The 15,433-nt window shown below is 72.8% G+C and carries 16 protein-coding genes; 9 read left to right on the top strand and 7 right to left on the bottom strand.

Going from position 1 to position 15,433, the window contains the following annotated elements; genetic code table 11:
* Positions 1-21 precede the first annotated feature (21 nt).
* Genes fahA through CHF16_RS25025 form a run of 3 tightly spaced genes read right to left on the bottom strand, consistent with a single transcriptional unit; the run spans position 22 to position 3,238 of the window.
* Entirely contained in the window at positions 22-1,239 is a 1,218-nt protein-coding gene (gene fahA, locus CHF16_RS25035; protein WP_089328579.1) for a fumarylacetoacetase, read from the bottom strand.
* A complete protein-coding gene (locus CHF16_RS25030; protein WP_089328578.1) occupies positions 1,236-2,042 on the bottom strand; it encodes a hypothetical protein in 807 nt (268 codons plus the stop codon). Before CHF16_RS25030 ends, fahA begins: the two co-directional genes overlap by 4 nt.
* A gap of 29 nt (positions 2,043-2,071) precedes the next feature.
* Positions 2,072-3,238 (bottom strand): hypothetical protein, encoded by a 1,167-nt coding sequence (locus tag CHF16_RS25025; protein WP_089328577.1) that lies wholly within the window; start codon positions 3,236-3,238, stop codon positions 2,072-2,074.
* A 214-nt stretch (positions 3,239-3,452) separates the two neighbouring features.
* On the opposite strand from CHF16_RS25025, the gene CHF16_RS25020 reads away from it, so the two are divergent.
* The 6 genes from CHF16_RS25020 (at position 3,453) to CHF16_RS24995 (ending at position 9,513) form a co-directional block, all read left to right on the top strand.
* On the top strand, positions 3,453-4,190 hold the full coding sequence (locus tag CHF16_RS25020; RefSeq protein ID WP_089328576.1) for a DUF6585 family protein: 738 nt from the start codon (positions 3,453-3,455) through the stop codon (positions 4,188-4,190).
* A 123-nt stretch (positions 4,191-4,313) separates the two neighbouring features.
* The gene (locus tag CHF16_RS25015) at positions 4,314-4,670 is read left to right on the top strand and encodes a YciI family protein (RefSeq protein WP_218826827.1); all 357 of its coding nucleotides are present in this window, start codon (positions 4,314-4,316) and stop codon (positions 4,668-4,670) included.
* Complete coding sequence (locus tag CHF16_RS25010) at positions 4,667-5,950, top strand: RNA polymerase sigma factor (protein WP_089328574.1); 1,284 nt, start codon at positions 4,667-4,669, stop codon at positions 5,948-5,950. The genes CHF16_RS25015 and CHF16_RS25010 overlap by 4 nt, the downstream gene beginning before the upstream one ends.
* A gap of 4 nt (positions 5,951-5,954) precedes the next feature.
* Positions 5,955-7,364, top strand: coding sequence for a cysteine--tRNA ligase (gene cysS / locus CHF16_RS25005; RefSeq protein WP_089328573.1), 1,410 nt, complete (start codon positions 5,955-5,957; stop codon positions 7,362-7,364).
* Positions 7,365-7,551: 187 nt separating this feature from the next.
* Entirely contained in the window at positions 7,552-8,463 is a 912-nt protein-coding gene (gene rlmB / locus CHF16_RS25000) for a 23S rRNA (guanosine(2251)-2'-O)-methyltransferase RlmB (protein WP_089328572.1), read from the top strand.
* A gap of 114 nt (positions 8,464-8,577) precedes the next feature.
* Positions 8,578-9,513: an EamA family transporter gene (locus CHF16_RS24995; RefSeq protein WP_245869180.1), complete on the top strand. Its 936-nt coding sequence runs from the start codon at positions 8,578-8,580 to the stop codon at positions 9,511-9,513.
* Here CHF16_RS24995 and CHF16_RS24990 read toward each other — a convergent pair.
* Positions 9,443-10,660 (bottom strand): RNA polymerase sigma factor, encoded by a 1,218-nt coding sequence (locus tag CHF16_RS24990; RefSeq protein ID WP_089328571.1) that lies wholly within the window; start codon positions 10,658-10,660, stop codon positions 9,443-9,445. The two genes, CHF16_RS24995 and CHF16_RS24990, sit on opposite strands and share 71 nt — an antisense overlap.
* The gene (locus CHF16_RS24985) at positions 10,657-11,004 is read right to left on the bottom strand and encodes a YciI family protein (protein WP_089328570.1); all 348 of its coding nucleotides are present in this window, start codon (positions 11,002-11,004) and stop codon (positions 10,657-10,659) included. The genes CHF16_RS24990 and CHF16_RS24985 overlap by 4 nt, the downstream gene beginning before the upstream one ends.
* 233 nt (positions 11,005-11,237) lie before the next feature.
* Here CHF16_RS24985 and CHF16_RS24980 point away from each other — a divergent pair, with 233 nt between their 5' ends.
* Positions 11,238-11,534, top strand: a complete 297-nt coding sequence (locus CHF16_RS24980) for a hypothetical protein (RefSeq protein ID WP_143228109.1) — start codon at positions 11,238-11,240, stop codon at positions 11,532-11,534.
* Between the two features lie 14 nt (positions 11,535-11,548).
* Here the strand turns inward: CHF16_RS24980 and CHF16_RS24975 are convergent, their stop codons facing one another.
* Positions 11,549-12,217 (bottom strand): metallophosphatase domain-containing protein, encoded by a 669-nt coding sequence (locus CHF16_RS24975; protein WP_089328568.1) that lies wholly within the window; start codon positions 12,215-12,217, stop codon positions 11,549-11,551.
* Positions 12,218-12,573: 356 nt separating this feature from the next.
* Between CHF16_RS24975 and CHF16_RS24970 the strand changes: the two genes are divergently transcribed.
* Positions 12,574-12,972 carry a DUF3592 domain-containing protein gene (locus tag CHF16_RS24970; protein WP_179271688.1) on the top strand — a complete coding sequence of 133 codons (399 nt, stop codon included), beginning with the start codon at positions 12,574-12,576 and terminating at the stop codon, positions 12,970-12,972.
* A gap of 157 nt (positions 12,973-13,129) precedes the next feature.
* On the opposite strand, the gene CHF16_RS24965 is transcribed toward CHF16_RS24970, so the two are convergent.
* Positions 13,130-14,092, bottom strand: coding sequence for an esterase/lipase family protein (locus tag CHF16_RS24965; protein ID WP_089328566.1), 963 nt, complete (start codon positions 14,090-14,092; stop codon positions 13,130-13,132).
* A gap of 239 nt (positions 14,093-14,331) precedes the next feature.
* Here CHF16_RS24965 and CHF16_RS24960 point away from each other — a divergent pair, with 239 nt between their 5' ends.
* Complete coding sequence (locus CHF16_RS24960; protein ID WP_245869177.1) at positions 14,332-15,120, top strand: sulfite exporter TauE/SafE family protein; 789 nt, start codon at positions 14,332-14,334, stop codon at positions 15,118-15,120.
* Positions 15,121-15,433: the final 313 nt, after the last annotated feature.

Below are 15,433 nucleotides of genomic sequence, written 5' to 3'. Positions count from 1 at the left end.
CTGCGGCCCGGCCCCTGCGTTCTAGCCCTGGGCCGGGTGGACGGTGCCGGTCACCTCGCCCAACGTGATGCGCGAGCCGCCCGCCCCCGGCGCCTGGGCGCGGATCGTGACCGTGTCGCCGTCCTCCAGGAACGTGCGCTTCGTGCCGTCGGGCAGTTCGAGGGGCTCCTCGCCGTTCCAGCTGAGTTCCAGCATGCAGCCGCGCTGGTCGCGCTCCGGGCCGGAGACCGTCCCGGAGGCGAACAGGTCGCCGGTGCGCAGCGGCGCGCCGTTCACCGTGGCGTGCGCGAGCTGCTGCGGCGACGTCCAGTACATCGACGCGAACCGCGGCCGCGCCGCCACCTGCCCGTTGATCAGGACCTCCAGCCGCAGGTCCAGCCCCCACGGCTCGGCGCAGCGCAGGTAGTCCAGCGGAGCCGGGTCCTGGACGGGCGGCTCGACGCGCGCGGCCTCCAGCGCCGCGACCGGCACCACCCAGGACGAGACCGACGTCGCGAACGACTTGCCGAGGAACGGCCCGAGCGGCTGCGACTCCCACGCCTGCAGGTCGCGCGCGCTCCAGTCGTTCACCAGCACGAAGCCGAACACGTGGTCGCGGAACGCGTCCGCGGCGACGCCGCGGCCGGCCGAGGACGGGACGCCCGCGACGAACCCGACCTCCGCCTCGAAGTCCAGGCGCTGCGACGGACCGTAGGACGGCTCGCCGCCGCCCGGCGCGCGGCGCTGCCCGCACGGCCGGATGATCGGCGTCCCCGACGGGTACACGGTGCCCGAGCGGCCGTGGTAGCCGACCGGCAGCCGCTTCCAGTTGGGCGGCAGCGGGTCGCCGTGCGGCCGCATCATCCGCCCCGCGTTCACGGCGTGGTACTCGTTCGAATAGAAGTCGACGTAGTCGGCGACCTCGAACGGCCGCAGCAGCTCCACATCCGCGACGGGGAGCAGGTGCGGCTCGACCCGGTCCCGGTAGGACGCGTCGGTGAGCAACTCGGTCACCCGCTCCCGGTTCGCCCGCCAGGCGCCGCGTCCCGCCACCATGAAGGCGTTCAGCGAGCCCGAGGCGAAGTAGTGGCGGTCCTCGACCAGCCCGGCCGCCGACATCGCGGCCAGGTCGAGGACGCGGTCGCCGATGGCCACGCCGACGCGCGGCAGCTCCCCGGGCCGCGCGAACACCCCGTAGGGCAGGTTCTCGATGCCGAACCCGGCGTCCTCGTCCGCCTCAACCCACGACTCGGTCGTCATGGAGACATATCTTCCCCCGTGTCCGGCGATTCGATCAGGCCCAACCGGTGCAGTTCGGCCCGCGCCGCGCCGGGGCGGCGGACGCCGACCGCGGCCAGCAGCCGCCGGGCGGCCCGCGCCGCCTCGTCCGGGAGCCTCCGGGCCTCGGCGGCCAGGCCCGCGGCGTCGGCGCGGTCGAGGGTCCGGGCGATGTCGCGCTCCCCGGCGGCGCCGGCCGGGGCGGTACCGGCTGGGGCGGCGGCGTGCGCGGCGGCCAGCAGAACGTTCAGGACCCTGCGGCCCGGCTCCGCCGTGCAGGTGAAGTCGAGCCGGCGCTCGGCGCAGGCCGCGATGAACGCCGTGGCGGCCGTCCGGGTCGCGGCGCCGAGGGGGATGCCGCGGTCGCGGGCGGCGGCGATGCGGTCCAAAGCCTCGCGCCAGCCGGGCGCGGAGCGCACCTCGACGCGCGCGGGGACGCCCGCGGGCAGCCGCGCCACCGCCACGGCGACGGCCCGCGCCTGGTCGGCGTCGTCCGACACGGGGATCTCCACGTCCAGGGGCCGGACGCGCGGCTCGGCGTGCGCCGCGGCCAGCGCCCTCGGCAGCTCCTCGAGGCCGGTGTCGGCGACGAGGACGAGGTCGAGGAGGTCCTCCGGGACGAGATGGGCCCGCAGCTCGCCGAACCGGGACGCGGGGCAGCGCAGCCGCCCGGTGACGGGCGCGCGGGCGGCGGCCCGGTAGGCGGGCAGGGCCTCGGACGGCGGGGCGGGGTCCGGCGAGGAGAGCGCGGCGTCGTCGAGGAGCCGAGCGAGTAGGGCGCTCATGCGGGCCCCCCTACCCCGGACCCGCGCCGCTAGTCGGCGGGCGGGGTGGGACCGCTGCGGAAGTTGCCGGACGGCGGCGGGTTCCAGTCCGCGGCCGGGCGGTCGCCGGCGTCGGGGTCCTCGGCGCGGTCGGCGGGCGGCGGGTCGTGGAGGTCCTCGTCCCCACCGGTCGCCGCGGGCGCGCCTGGCCGGCTGGCCGCACCGGGCGTGCCGGCCGCGCCGGGCACGACGATGTCGGGGCGGGTTGTCGCCGCGACCGGCCGCTGCGGCGCCTCCTCGCGGTCCTGGCCGCGGACGAGCTCGACGTCCGTCGGCAGCAGCGCCGGGACGGGGTCGAGCGGCTGCCGGGGCTCGGGCAGGGCGTCCAGCGGCGGCGCGGGCTCGGGCAGCGCGTCCAGCGGCGGTGCCGGTTCGGACGACAGGTTCCCGGCGTACAGGCCGCCGCCGAACCCGCCGGGCTCCCGCTGGGGCTCGTACGCCGCCGGTTCGTGAGCCGCCGGTTCGTGCGCCTCCGATCGGTGGGGCTCCGGCTCGCGCGGTTCCGGCTCGACGGGCTCGGGCTCCGGCTCGGGGGCGGCGGCCTCCGGCGGGAAGGGGATGAGCTCGTCCGGCCCCTCGGTGAAGGGGGCGTGCGGCTCCGGTGCGCTCTCGGCGGGGGCCTCCAGGGCGAGCGGCGGCGCGGCCGGCTCCAGCACCTTCACGTGGCCGCGCTGCTGCGTCTCCGCGGGCGCACCCCCGTCGTCGGCGGTGGGCCGGGCCACCCGGATCTGCTTGAACATCGTCAGCCACAGCCAGACCGCGATCACCAGCATGACGTGCGGCGCCACGGCGATCCCGGCCTTCACGGCGTCGTCCGGCAGGGACGCGTACCCCCACACCGAGTGCTGGACGTGCAGCGCGGCGCCCCCGGCGACGAGGGCGAGCAGCAGCGCCCAGCGCAGCAGCCGCGTCCACCAGCGGGCCCCCCGGGTGACGACCAGCGACAGGATCGTCATCGCGACGAGCGTGTCGGCCATCACCGGGTACAGCGGCGCCCAGCGCCGGCCCGCCCCGCCGGCGACCGCGAGTTCGCGCAGCACGCCGTAGGTGAGCACGTACGCGCCGGCCGCGAGCGCGGCGACGACGAGGCCGGCGAGGGCGGTCAGCAGCCGCCGCTGCCCGCGGCTGTAGGCGGGCCGGGTCCGATCAGTTGGCATCGAGTCTCGTTCCGGGGGAGGGCGGCTGAGGTCCTGAGCCGAGATTAACCAGCCCGCACCGCGCCGAACCGCAACTTCTTGGTGATCACTTTGTCGCTGTGCACCATAAGTGGAGAGACGTACGGTATGGACGACGACACCCCGAGAGGAGGCTGCGATGCCGTACGGCCGGTTCGTGGGCGGGATGCGGGCCGGGCGGGCCCGGTAGCGCGGCGTGGCGCCGCCTCATGATCGGCTGGGCGAGCCGATCCGGACCTTCGACGGCAGGGCCGCGGGCCGCCGCACCTGGCTGTGGCTGTGCCTGCTGAGCCTGGCGTCGCTGGCGCTGATCCCCGGCGCCGTCCTCTACCTGCGCGATCGCGTCTGGTGGGTGGGGATCCCCGCGCTGCTGCTGGCGATGGGCTACGCGGCCGCCGCCGGCTGGATCGCGGGACGCGACCCCCTCCGGCTCCGCCACCGGGTCGCGCGCCTCCACACGGGCGGCTTCTCGATCACCGGGCCGGACGGCGAGGCCGCCTACGCGTGGGACGAGCTGGAGTCGGTCACGGTCTCCGGCCGGCGCGGCGGCCCGCGCACCCGGTGGCGCTTCACGGTCGTGGCCCGTGACGGCCGCGTGCTGCGCCTCGAAGACGACATCCCGGACGTCCGGACGCTCGGCGTCGCCATCGCCGAGGAGGTGACGGCCCGGCTCGTCCCGCGCCTCCTGGCGGCGGTGCGGGCCCGGGAGACGGTGCGGCTGGGTCCGTTCACGCTGGACCTCGACGGCGTCGAGAAGGACGGCGAGCGCCTGCCGTGGAAGGACGTCCAGGACGTGGTGATCGAGAACGGGCTGGTGGCCGTCCGGTCCCATTCCGGCCGTCCGGACCTTGTCGCGGTCGCCTCCCAGGTGCCGGACACGCCGGTGTTCGCGGCCCTGTGCCACCGCCTCGGCGACGACGGCGGACTCCGCTGAAGAATTTTTCCGCGGATCGCGGCGGGGGATGTCGAGAACGCGGCCGCGGTTCCGATCGTTCTGTGACGAGCGGCCGCGGCGGCCGCCCGGAACCGCGAGCGAAGGGGAGCACCCGTGAAGTACATGCTGCTGATCTACAACCGTCCCGGCTTCGTGGAGGAGCTGACGGAGGCCGAGCGCGAGGCGCTGTTCGGCGAGGTCGACGCGATCATGGCGGAGCTCACCGAGTCGGGGGAGATGGTGCAGGGCAACGCCCTCGCCGACCCGGCCGCGACGAAGACCGTCCGGGCGGGGGACGGGCAGCCCGCCGTGACCGACGGGCCGTTCCTGGAGGCCAAGGAGCACTTCGCCGGCTACATCATGGTCGACTGCGAGTCGGAGGAGCGCGCGGTGGAGATCGCCTCCCGCTGGCCCGACGTCCGGTACGGCGGGCACATGGAGGTCCGGGCGGTCATGACCGAGGCCGGGACGGAGATGTGAGGACGCCCCCGGCCGTCGAGGACCTGCTGCGCGCGCTCGCGCCGCAGGTGCTCGGCACGCTCGTGCGGCGGCACGGCGCCTTCGACGCCTGCGAGGACGCCGTGCAGGAGGCGCTGCTCGCCGCCGCCGTGCAGTGGCCGGGGGAGGGCGTTCCGGACAATCCGCGTGGCTGGCTGCTCACCGTGGCGACCCGGCGGCTCACCGACCAGTGGCGCAGCGAGCGGGCCCGGCGCGACCGCGAGGCGGCCGTCTTCGCGGACGACACGGTCTTCGCCGGGGAGGGGGCGGTGCCGGGCCCGGACGAGGACCGGACATCCGACCGGGACGACACGCTGGCACTGCTGTTCCTGTGCTGCCACCCGGCGCTGTCGCCGCCCTCGCAGGTCGCGCTGACGCTGCGCGCGGTCGGCGGCCTCACCACGGCGCAGATCGCGCGCGCGTTCCTCGTCCCGGAGGCGACGATGGCGCAGCGGGTCAGCCGCGCCAAGCAGAAGATCAAGGCGGCGGGGGCGCGGTTCGCGATGCCGCCCGCCGGGGAGCGCGACGCGCGGCTGAAGGCCGTCCTGCACGTGCTGTACCTCGTCTTCAACGAGGGCTACACGGCGTCCAGCGGGCCGGACCTGCAGCGCGCCGACCTGACGGCGGAGGCGATCCGGCTGGCGCGGGCGCTGCGCGCGCTGCTGCCGGAGGACGGCGAGGTCGCGGGCCTGCTCGCGCTGATGCTGCTCACCGACGCCCGCCGCCCGGCCCGGACGGGGCGCGGCGGCCTGCTGATCCCGCTCACCGAGCAGGACCGGACGCTGTGGCGGCGGGACGCGATCGAGGAGGGCACCGCGCTGATCACCGAGGCCCTCACCTGGTCGCCGCCCGGCCCGTACCAGCTCCAGGCCGCGATCGCCGCCGTGCACGCGGAGGCCGCGCGGGCCGAGGACACCGACTGGCGCCAGATCCTGAGCCTGTACCGGCTGCTGTCGCACCTGTCCCCGAACCCGATGGTCACGCTGAACGAGGCGGTGGCGCTGGCCATGGTGGACGGCCCGTCCGCCGGGCTGGAGCTGCTGCGCACGCTCGACGGCGACGCCCGGATGGCGGGGCACCACCGGCTCGCCGCCGTCCGGGCGCACCTGCTGGAGACGGCCGGCGACCCGGACGCCGCGCGGGAGGCGTACCGGGAGGCGGCGCGGCGCACGACGAGCCTCCCGGAACGCCGCTACCTGGAATCCCGCGCCGCACGCCTCGCCGGATGCGCGACGCGCGGCACGCCTGATCCAATAACCTGAACCTGTGAGCCTGCGCTTCTACGACACCGGCACCCGTACCACCCGCACGTTCGAGCCCCTGGAAGAGGGCCGCGTGGGGATGTACGTGTGCGGTGCGACCCCGCAGGCGGCACCCCACATCGGGCACCTCCGCTCGGGCGTCATCTACGACGTGCTGCTGCGCTGGCTGCGCGCGTCCGGCTACGAGGTGACGTTCGCGCGCAACGTCACCGACGTCGACGACAAGATCCTCGCGGTGGCGGCGGAGCGGGGCGTCCCGTGGTTCGCGGTCGCCGAGGGCAACCAGCGCGTCTTCAACCAGGGCTACGACCTGCTCGGCTGCCTGCCGCCGACGATCGAGCCGCGCGCCACCGGGCACGTCCCGGAGATGATCGTGCTGATCCGCCGGCTGATCGAGAAGGGGCACGCCTACGCCGCGGGCGGCGACGTGTACTTCGACGTCAAGTCGTGGGCGGACGAGTACGGTGCGCTGTCCAACCAGCGGCTCGACAGCATGCGATCGGCGGGCGACACCCCCAACGAGGACTGCAAGCGCGACCCGCGCGACTTCGCGCTGTGGAAGGGCGCCAAACCGGGCGAGCCGTCCTGGGAGACGCCGTGGGGCGACGGCCGCCCCGGCTGGCACCTCGAATGCTCCGCGATGGCGACCAAGTACCTGGGCCCGACGTTCGACATCCACGGCGGCGGCGTCGACCTGATCTTCCCGCACCACGAGAACGAGATCGCCCAGTCGCGTGCGGCGGGTGACGGGTTCGCCCGCTACTGGCTGCACAACGGGCTCCTCACCGTGGACGGCGAGAAGATGAGCAAGTCGGTCGGCAACGTGGTCCTGCTGCCCGATCTGCTGGAGAAGGCCCGTCCGGTGGAGGTGCGGTACTACCTGCTCTCGGCGCACTACCGCTCCCTGATGGACTACACCGACACCGCCCTGGCCGAGGCCGTGTCCGCCTACCAGCGGATAGAGGGCTTCGTGACGCGGGCGTCCGAAGTGGTGGGCGCCGTTCCGGCCTCTTCTGTACCGGCCTCTTCCGTGCCGTCCGCGTTCAAGGACGCGATGGACGACGATCTGGGCGTCCCGCAGGCGCTGGCCGTGCTGCACGAGACGGTGCGGGAGGGGAACAGCGCGCTGGCGTCCGGCGACCAGGAGGCGGTGCGCGCGGCCCTCGCCTCGGTGCGGGCGATGGCGGACGTCCTCGGCATCGACCCGCTGTCGCCGCAGTGGAACCGCTCCGGCGAGGCCGACCTGCGTCCCGTCGTGGACGCGCTCGTCGCCGTCGCGCTGGAGCAGCGGCAGGCGGCGCGCGCGCGTAAGGACTACGCGGCCGCCGACGCCATCCGCGACAGCCTGGCTGAGGCGGGGATCGTCGTCGAGGACACCCCGCAGGGCCCGCGCTGGGAGCTGAAGCGGGCTTGAGCAGGGCGTCCGTTCAGGGGGACGGCCGGATCGTCCGCGGGGACTGAAGGACGCCGCGCACCGGATAAAATCGGATGTTCGCGGGGGGTTGGCCGAGTGCGCCGCAGTGTGCCGTCCCGCTGAGATCTTGAGCCGCCCGGCAGCCGCGAGGGCGAGCACGCAACCGTCGCGAGGGGCGTAACCGAGAATGGCCAAGCGCAAGGGCAAGGGACCCACCCCCAAGGCCGAGGACCGGCACTGGCACGCCAAGCGCCAGAAGGCCCGCGCCGTGAAGAACGCCAAGCGCACCGGCACGCCGACGCTCGGCCCCGGCGCGCGCGCGAAGGGCGCGGCACCGTCCGCCGGGAGCCGTCCCGCCGGCGCGCGGCGCGCCAACGGCGAGGTCCCCGAGCTGGTCACGGGCCGCAACCCGGTGGTCGAGGCGCTGCGCGCGGGCGTCCCCGGCACGGCGCTGTACGTGATGTCCAGCACCGACGAGCGGGTCCGCGAGTCGATCCAGCTCGCCGCCGACCGGCGCATCCCGCTGCTGGAGACCGGCAAGAACGAGCTCGACCGGCTGACCGACGGCGCCGTCCACCAGGGCATCGCGCTGCAGGTCAAGCCGTACCGCTACGCGCACCCCGACGACCTGCTCACCGGGTCGTCCCCGCTGGTCGTCGCCGTCGACGGCATCACCGACCCGCGCAACCTCGGCGCGATCGTCCGGTCCGCCGCCGCGTTCGGCGCGAGCGGCGTCGTCGTGCCGGAGCGGCGCGCGGCCGGGGTCACCGCCGGGGCGTGGAAGTCGTCCGCCGGCACGCTCGCGACCTGCCCGGTCGCGCAGGCCACCAACCTGACCCGCCAGCTCAAGGCGTACCAGAAGGCGGGCTGCTTCGTCGCCGGGCTGGACGCCGCCGGCGGCGTGACCGTCGCCGACCTGGAGATCGCGTCCGGGCCGTTCGTCCTGGTCGTCGGCTCGGAGGGCAAGGGCCTCAGCCGCCTGGTCGCCGAGACGTGCGACATGCTCGTCACGATCCCGATGCCGGGCAAGGCCGAGTCGCTGAACGCGGGAGTCGCGGCCGGGATCGCCCTCTACGAGGTCAGCCGCCTCCGCGCCTGAGACGCCGCGCCCGCCCCCCGGCGAAACCGAACTCTCTCAACGGGAATAATCTCAACGTTCAGATACTTAATGTTGGCGTACCTGTTGGGATCGTCCGGTTCGAGGTGAACGCCCGTGACCGCCACCGCGGCATCCGGGACGCGCAGCCGCTACGCGTCCGACCTGGCCCTGGCCGCCTTCGCGCCCGCGAGCTGGGGCACCACCTACGTCGTCACCACCACCCTGCTGCCCGCCGACCGCCCGCTGCTCGCCGCCACGCTGCGCGCCCTCCCCGCCGGGCTGGTCCTGCTCGCCGCCGGACGCCGCCTCCCGCGCGGCGACTGGTGGTGGAAGTCGATCGTCCTCGGCATGCTGAACTTCGGCGCCTTCTTCCCGCTGATCTTCTTCGCCGCCTACCGGCTGCCCGGCGGGGTCGCGGCCACCATCGGATCCGTCCAGCCGCTGGTCGTGGCGCTGCTGTCGCTCGGCATCCTGCGCGTCAGCCCGGCCCGCGCCGTGCTGTACTCGGCGCTCGCGGGCACCGGCGGCGTCGCGCTGCTGACGCTGACCGCCGAGGCCCGCCTCGACCCGCTCGGCATCGCCGCCATGCTCACCGCGACGTCCCTCATGGCCGTCGCGATCGTCCTCGCCAAGAAGTGGGGACGCCCCGAATCGCCGCTGGTCATGACGGGCTGGCAGCTCACGGTCGGCGGCCTGGCCCTGCTGCCGCTGACGCTGCTCACCGAGGGCGTCCCCGCCTCCGTCACCGCCGGGAACGTGCTGGGCTTCGCCTACCTCGGCATCGTCGGCACCGCGATCGCCTACGCGCTGTGGTTCCGCGGCATCGACCGGCTGCCGCCGACCTCGGTGTCCCTGCTCGGGCTGACCAACCCGATGGTCGCGACCCTCGCGGGCCTGCTGATCCTCGGGCAGACGCTGACGTTCTGGCAGGTGGTCGGCTTCACCATCGCGCTCGGCGCGCTGATCGCCGGCCAATCCCTCAACCGGAGGCCGGCCCCGCCCGCCGTCGAGGCGCCCGCGCCGGTCCCGCAGCCGGCGGGACGCGCCTGATCCGGCTCTCCAGGAAGGCGATCTCCACCGGATTCTCCGCCCGCTCGATGGCCGCGCCGTACGCGTCCGCGGCCTCCGCGTCCCGCCCGAGCCGCCGCAGCAGATCGGCGCGGACCGCGTGGAACAGGTAGTACCGGCCGAGGCCGAGCCCGTCCAGCAGCGCCAGACCGGCCTCCGGACCCTCGACCTCGGCCACCGCCACGGCCCGGTTCAACGCCGCCACGGGGCTCGGCGCCACGGCCATCAGCTGGTCGTACAACCGCAGGATCTGCCTCCACCGCGTGGCCCCGGCCGCCTCGTCGCCGTGCACCGCGTTGATGGCCGCCTGGATCTGGTACCGCCCGGGCCGGTCGATCTCCAGGCAGCGCCGGACGATCGCCTGGCCCTCCTCGATCAGCCCGCGGTCCCACAACCGCCGGTCCTGGTCGTCCAGCAGGACGAGCTCGCCGCCCCGCACCCGGGCCGCCCTGCGCGACTCGACCAGGAGCATCAACGCCAGCAGACCCAGCACCTCGGGCTCGTCCGGCATCAGCTCCCGGAGCACCCGCCCCAGCCGGATCGCCTCGGCGCACAGCTCCGCTCGCCCGCCGTACCCCTCGTTGAACACGAGATAGACGACGGCCAGCACACCTGACAGCCGCTCGGGCAGATCGCGCTCCTCCGGCACCCGGTAGGGGATCCGCGCATCGCGGATTTTCGCCTTCGCCCTGACCAGCCGCTGCGCCATCGTCTTCTCCGGCACCAGGAAGGCGCGCGCGATCTCCGCCGTCGTCAGGCCCCCGAGCAGCCGCAGCGTCAGCGCCACCCGCGCCTCCATGCCGAGCGCCGGATGGCAGCACGTGAAGATCAGCCTGAGCCGGTCGTCCGGCACGGCGCCCTCCTCGACCGGCTCCCGCACCGCCACCACCGCCTCCGCCTGCTTCCCCGCCCGCCGCGCCTCGCGCCGCAGCCGGTCGACGGCCTTGTTACGCGCCGTCGTGATGATCCACCCGGCGGGGCTCGGCGGCGTCCCGTCCGACGGCCACCTGCGGACCGCCTCCGCGAACGCGTCCTGCACCGCGTCCTCGGCCACGTCGACGTCGCCGAAGGCCCGGACCAGGACGGCCACCGCCCGCCCGTGCTCCTCCCGGAAGACCCGCTCGATCACACCTCGCCCACGAACGGCCGCACCTCGATCGGCAGTCCCGTCGCCTTGACGAACCTGGCCGCCACCCGCAGCGCCGCGTCCAGATCCTCCACCTGGATGATCGTGATGCCGCCGATGTGCTCCTTGCCCTCCGTCCAGGGCCCGTCCGTCGCGACGCAGTCGTCCCCGCGCGGCCGGACCATGGTGCTCGTCTCGGGACCGTGGAAGCCCCGCCCGAACACCCACGACTCCTCCAGCTCCAGATCCCGCCGGATCTCCGCGATGTCCGCCATGACCTTCTCCAGCTTCTCCGGCGGCGGCGGATCGCCCACCGGCTGGATCATGTTCAGCGCGTAGAGCTTCATGGTTCCTCCTCAATGCGTCCACTACCCCGGTGACCTCGTCGTTCCCCGGCGGCGGCCCGCGCACCTCGCGCGGCCGCGGTGGACGCTCTCACCTCCTACACGAACGGCGCCCCGCGAAATCGACACGCGGGCCACAAAGAATCTGCACCTGCGGTCGCTAGGTTCGGCGAATGATCGTTCCCCGGTGGACCCCATCGACCGCTCTGCTCCTGGCCCTGTTAGCTCTCGGGTCGGTGAGCGCTTGCGGTACGCAGGACACGCAGGTCAAGTGCGCCCGCACCATCGTCGGCCGTGCCGAGGGCCCCTGCATGGTGAGGTTCGACGGCGAAGGCTCTTCTACAGCCACCGTTCTGGGCCGCGACATCAAGCTCCTGGACACCCGGCCCGACCGGGTGACCCTCAGCGTCGCGGGCGCCCAGATCACCGTCTCGACGGACGAGAGCGAAGCCCAAGAGGCCAACCTGAACATCAGGGTCCTATCGATCGGCCCGAAGACCGTCGTCGTCCGCTTCTCGGAAGTCGACGTCTGAGGTCAGGCCCGGGTTCAGCCCAGGGTTCGCGCCGGGGGCACGACCTCGCCCACCACCCCGGAGTCGTCCAGCCGGATGACCGTGGGGCCGCGCTCGCACTCCCACGTGGTGACGTTGGCGAAGGTCGTCTCCGCGTGGTGCCAGAGGCCCCCGTCCTGGTGGATGTGCCCGAACAGGTGCAACTTGGGACGGACCTGGCGCACGCGGGCCAGTAGATCCTCGCACCCGTGCCGTCCGGGGTAGGCGTGCGCGTCCCCGATTCCGAGCGGTGGCCCGTGCGTGACCAGGACGTCGACGCCGTCCGGGATCAGGGCCCACTTCTCCGCGAGGGGACGGCCCCGGGGCAGGTTGAACGCCCACTCGTTGAACTCCGGCTGCCAGGGACTGCCCCAGAACGTGACGCCGTCGATCTCCGTCCCGCCGTCCTCCAGGTAGCGGATACCGCGATCGGCCAGGACGGCGCGGGCGCGTTCGGGCGCGTCGAGGAACATCCAGTCGTGATTGCCCGCGACGACGACCTTCGTCCGGTGGGGGAGGTCGCGGATCCAGTCGGCGGCGTCCTCGAGCTCGCCGAGGTCCTTGCCGCGCCGGCACAGGTCACCCGCGTGCACGAAGACGTCCCCGTCAGGGACGGCGAGGTCATCGTGAAAGGTGTGCGTATCGGCGACCGCCACAATCCGCATGACCCAAGCGTACGGACCTCCGGCAGATTCCGGGCGTTTTGGATGACCGGCGTAAGCACCCGCCCGCGTCCGGCCCGCCAACTCAACGGACCCTGCTCCCCGGCTGAGCCGCCTACCGCGTGCCTCCGGCCGCATCTCCGAACTCGTTCGCCCCACGCCGCCGTCCTGGCCGGACACGGACATGCCCGCCGGCTTGGGAAACGGCTTCCCGGCCGAGGACGTCACAGGAGAAACGGGGAGGCACGATGGGCCAGCGACCCTGGATGGCGGCTCTCGAGCGGCGGCATCAGAAACGGTTTCGGACGCCCGAGCCGAAGCCTCGGCGGACGATACGGCTCCCAGCGACGACACCGTACGTGGCGGTCGCCGTGTTCTTCACCCTCATCGCCTCGGTGTTCATCTTCAAAGAGGTGCTGCGGGCGCGAGACGGCGTGGAGACGTCCGGAGTCGTCGTGAAGAGATGGACCGGGCACAAGTCGAAGGACTACGCGGATGTGGTCTTCACGACCTCCACGGGACGACGGGTACGGGCCTCCATCAGCCAGGAAGACTGGGTGGAGATGCCGAAGGTCGGCACACGGGTCCGGATACGGTATGCGCCGTCCAGGCCGGAGTTCACCGCGGTCGACGCGGAACGGCCGATGATCGACGGACTGTTCGTCCCGGTGCTGTCACTGGGCGCCGCCTCGGTCTTCGCGACGTGGGCCTTCGTGACCTGGCGAAAGGGGAGGGCGAGTCGGGTGGCACATGGCTAGGCGGCGGTACGTTGCGCGCGGGGTCCCTGGCGGATATCGCATATGGGACGTCCGGCTGCGGTGAATCGCCACCCGGAAAGCTCGTGGCGCACAACGCAGGCCGCGCCGGGCCCTGTGCAGGGCTCCGGCGCTCGCCTGGTCGCCTCGGAATCCGAGGTCACCACTTGTTGGACCAGTAGATGGCGTCCATGGCCACGCGGACGGGCGGTGCGCCGTTCCGGATGTGCTTCCAATTGGCGTCGTTGAGGCTGTAGTTCAGCCGGTAGTGGCCGGACACCCTTGTGCGCAGGTCACTGTGCCGGAGGCTGCCGATCGCCGCGTAGAGCACCCGGTGCTGGGCTCCGATGAGCCCGGCCGCGGCGCTGGAGGAGTTGACCGCCTCGTCCCGGTCCGTAGCGATCAGCGTCCAGTCGGTGCCGCCGTCGGCTTGGGGCAGCGTCGGGCCGAGCCAGGTCAGGAACGAGTTCGTCCCGCTCATCTCCCGGCACTGCCTGTTGACCCCGCAGAACGTTGAGAAGAAAGCTCCCTTGTGCGGCGTGCCGAGCGTGACCACGTCCTGGATCAGCAGCTTGGGCGGCCAGCCCGGCTCGTGGCGCTGGTAGCCGGCGATCGCGGCACGGGCGATCAGACCGCCCATGGAGTGCGCGATGATATCGACGCTCTGGCCCTTGGACGAGTAATTCTTGTAGATGTTCTGGGCCAGGTTCCTGCCGAGAACCTTGATGGAGGTGTCAGCCGACCCCTTGGCGATCCGCACGCAGTTCTTCGGATTGTCGGTCGAGTAGTAGCCGACGCGGTGGAACCTGCCCTTCCAGCCCCAGCCGCGCATCGCCTTCACCGCGCCGCTCCACTTGCCGGCGCATCCCTTGTCGGTGATCTTCCGCCGGTACCCCTTGATGAGGTAGACGGGCGTGTTCGCCGAGTCCCCGCTGACACGGGTGGCACCGACCGCGATCTGCGTGCTGGTCAGGCTTCCGGCCGCCTGAGCGGCCTTGCCGCTTCCGGCGCTCAGCCAGGTCTCCCGAGCGGGCGCCGCGTCGTATGCCACCAGCCCCAGCCCGGTTGCCATCGCGAGGCCGGCAGCGACGAAGGCAGCCTTTTTCCGGACGTTGATCGCCACGATCCACTCCCTTCGGTAACGTGCGGAAAGTTACCGAAGCCGATTTATCTGCAGGCAGGGCTAAAAGACCTCAACACGCCAAAAATGTTTTGGGGCCCTAGGGCCCTGGCGCATGGACTGCGACTCACCGCCGATCCAACTTTCCCTGCGTGCCATGCACATCTTGGGCCGACCCTCGCCGAAGCGTCCGCACCTCGATGAGGCATGCTTTGTCGGATGGTGGCGTTGGTGATCGCCAAGTGACGGTGGCGGCAGAGGCTGAACTGCTCGGCTTCGCGGCCGGCGTGCTGATCGCTTTGGTGACGGTGCCGGTCGGGGTGTCGGGCGCGGTGTTCCTGCTGCCTGTCCAGTTGAGCGTCCTCAATGTGCCCAGTCCCGCGGTCACGCCGACGAACCTCCTGTTCAACGTGGTCGCCGGCCCGGCCGCCCTGGTGCGCTACCACCGGCGCGGGCAGTTGAGCGGTGCGCTGACCCGGTTGCTAATCCTGGGGACCCTGCCCGGCGTCGTCGTCGGAGCGGTCATCCGGGTCTTCGCCGTGCCCGGCCCGACCGCCTTTCGCGCCCTGGTGGGTCTGCTGCTCGCACCGCTCGGCCTGTGGCTGTGCGCACGCACCATGCGCCCTCCGCGCGCTGACCGTGCGAGTGAGCCGTCCGAACGCTTCATCGTGGGGCTCTCGCTGGCGGTCGGCACCGTCGGCGGCGTCTACGGCATCGGCGGTGGATCCATCCTCGGCCCCATCCTCGTCGGCCGTGGCATGCCCGTCGCGCAGGTCGCGCCCGCCGCTCTCGCCTCGACCTTCCTCACCTCCGTGACCGGCGCCATGACCTACGCCGCGCTTTCGCTCACGACACAGGGCGACATCGCGCCGGATTGGCGGCTGGGATTGAGCTGCGGCCTCGGCGGACTGGTCGGCGGATACGTGGGCGCGCGCCTGCAACCCCGGCTACCCGAGACCGCCCTACGCCTGGCCCTGGGCGGCTTGGCCACCGCCCTCGCAGTCGTCTATCTGCTCCAGGCAGCCGCCTGACCCGACCCTGACAAGGGTGCCGCGACCGAGGCGACGAAGTCGTCCAGCTTCGCCCTGATGCGCGCGACCTTCTCCTCAAGGGGGACGCCGTCGTCGTGGGGGTTGCCCAGCAGGGTCTGCTCGATCGACGGTGTGGCGTTGAGGACGCTGTTAGCAAACCCGTTAGCAAAGGCTTATGACCGGCCACCGATATATCGATCGGATGCGTTCCTTGTCGTGGATGCTCTTATGGATGTCAAGCGGCGAGTCTAAGATCGTTTGTGGTGATGATCTGGTAGAGCTCGCGGGCGACGTAGCGTTTGAGGCATCGGAT

The organism is Actinomadura meyerae (genome assembly GCF_900188445.1).
Classification (GTDB): Bacteria; Actinomycetota; Actinomycetes; order Streptosporangiales; family Streptosporangiaceae; genus Spirillospora; species Spirillospora meyerae.
Note: the sequence above shows the minus strand (reverse complement) of the source record. Positions and strands in the feature narration are given on the sequence as shown.

What these genes read in the sequence shown, in the direction of transcription:
- fahA (WP_089328579.1), bottom strand. Translation starts at nt 1,239, where the DNA reads ATGACGACCGAGTCGTGGGTTGAGGCGGACGAGGACGCCGGGTTCGGC.
- CHF16_RS25030 (WP_089328578.1), bottom strand. Translation starts at nt 2,042, where the DNA reads ATGAGCGCCCTACTCGCTCGGCTCCTCGACGACGCCGCGCTCTCCTCG.
- CHF16_RS25025 (WP_089328577.1), bottom strand. Translation starts at nt 3,238, where the DNA reads ATGCCAACTGATCGGACCCGGCCCGCCTACAGCCGCGGGCAGCGGCGG.
- CHF16_RS25015 (WP_218826827.1), top strand. Translation starts at nt 4,314, where the DNA reads ATGCTGCTGATCTACAACCGTCCCGGCTTCGTGGAGGAGCTGACGGAG.
- rlmB (WP_089328572.1), top strand. Translation starts at nt 7,552, where the DNA reads ATGGCCAAGCGCAAGGGCAAGGGACCCACCCCCAAGGCCGAGGACCGG.
- CHF16_RS24985 (WP_089328570.1), bottom strand. Translation starts at nt 11,004, where the DNA reads ATGAAGCTCTACGCGCTGAACATGATCCAGCCGGTGGGCGATCCGCCG.
- CHF16_RS24975 (WP_089328568.1), bottom strand. Translation starts at nt 12,217, where the DNA reads ATGCGGATTGTGGCGGTCGCCGATACGCACACCTTTCACGATGACCTC.